Annotated in this window: 2 protein-coding genes and 1 pseudogene; all 3 read right to left on the bottom strand. The window is 58.6% G+C overall.

Annotated elements, in window-relative coordinates; all coding sequences use genetic code 11:
- A partial coding sequence (locus tag GSQ95_RS26250; protein WP_256664732.1) for a transposase occupies positions 1–447 on the bottom strand: 447 nt, incomplete at its 3' end.
- A pseudogene (locus tag GSQ95_RS25935) lies at positions 445–1,136 on the bottom strand (multicopper oxidase domain-containing protein); the annotation flags it as partial. The gene GSQ95_RS26250 and the pseudogene GSQ95_RS25935, both read right to left, overlap by 3 nt.
- A gap of 111 nt (positions 1,137–1,247) precedes the next feature.
- Positions 1,248–1,523, bottom strand: a 276-nt coding sequence (locus GSQ95_RS25930) for a co-regulatory protein PtrA N-terminal domain-containing protein (protein WP_218580235.1), incomplete at its 5' end; no start/stop codon positions are given.

Below are 1,523 nucleotides of genomic sequence, written 5' to 3'. Positions count from 1 at the left end.
ACTCCCGCCGAGTGTTTTAACCACGCTGTTGCGTCGACCGGTTGAAACCACACCGTAATCCTGAGCGAATGCAGACTGGCGTGACTCCGAGGTTGGCAACCCTGCAGTTGCATAGTCTATTTGGTGGTATTCTCCCTCTTTTGGGACTTCGGCTTCCATCGTCTTCTTGCCCAGCATCCGCTGCAATTCGCGGATCTGCTTTAGCGCATCGGTCAGTCGCGACGCCGGTACCACTGCTTCGCCAGCACTGACGGCCGAAAGGCTTCCGTCCTGGTACAGCTTGCGCCACAGGAGCGGCTTGTTGGCGTTTATGCCGTTGCGTCGGGCCACCACGGAAACGCTTTGCCCAGGCTCAAGGCTCCCGCGCACAATTGCCAGTTTCTGGTCGGTGCTCCAGCGGCGACGGCGCTCCTGGCCGAGCAGCTCGCCACACTTGTCGTTGCTCATCTCAGCCCACATCTTGCGATCCGCCAGCGTCGCGGCCCAGCCCTTGTCAGCTACGTCGTTGACGAAGTCGCAAACGGTGCGCTTGTGGAAGTTGTAGTAGTCGGACTGTTTTTCAGCGTGCGCATCAGCGAAGCCGGATCTTCATCCGTCCAGTCCGTCAGCATCACCACATGCTCACGATCGTATTTGAAAGGCTCGGGCTCCTTCGCCTCGATGACTAGGGGGCCGTAGACCCCTACCTGTTCCTGGAAGCCTGAGTGGCTGTGATACCAGTAGGTCCCGTTCTGTAGGAGCTTGAATTGATAAATGTACATCTCGCCCGGCTCGATGCCTGCGAAGCTCAGGCCCGGCACCCCATCCATGTTTGGCGGAAGGATGATGCCGTGCCAGTGAATCGAGGTGGCCGCATCAAGCTTGTTGCGCGCGCGAAGCGTCACCGTGTCGCCCTCCTTACATCGCAAAAGGGGCCCTGGCAATCCGCCGTTGATCACCATCGCTGTGCGACGCTTGCCGGTGATGTTCACTGGCATCTCGCCAATCGACAGGTCGAACTCCGTGCCCATCAGAGTGCTGAGCGCCGTTGAGCCAGCTGCCGCCCAACTGGGTGAACGCCACAAGCCCAGTCCCCCCAGCATGCCAGCAGCCGCGAGGCCTTTGACGAAGGTACGTCGAGAGGTTCTTGATTCCATACGAGCAGGCCCTGGTAGGGAGGACGGCAGTGGCGCCGCGCACAGGAGTTAGAAGATTAGGCGGGAAGATGTCATAGCGCTTTGTAGCGCGCGATTACATTTCTGTAGGCATTAGGTGGCCGCTCCGCTAGCAGCAAACCTTGCCGCCCTCATCCTTTTTTTTGCAGACATCCCGGCTAGCCTCGGCTCGGCTTTTTCGCTTTGCGCTGCTTGTTGGGCGTCCATCATGCGAGTGAAGACACGATCGGCACCCCCTTCAGTAAAAGCAGACGAGGAAAGGGTGAAAGCAAGAGCGAGGAACACAGCTTTAGAAAGGTTCATGACGAAGCACCTTAGGGTTTGTCTGAAAAGTCGACGCGCCAACAGCGATCGATGCAGGCCAGAGTG

This window comes from Pseudomonas sp. BAV 4579, from assembly GCF_009765395.1.
Taxonomy (GTDB): Bacteria; Pseudomonadota; Gammaproteobacteria; order Pseudomonadales; family Pseudomonadaceae; genus Chryseomonas; species Chryseomonas aestiva.
Note: the sequence above shows the minus strand (reverse complement) of the source record. Positions and strands in the feature narration are given on the sequence as shown.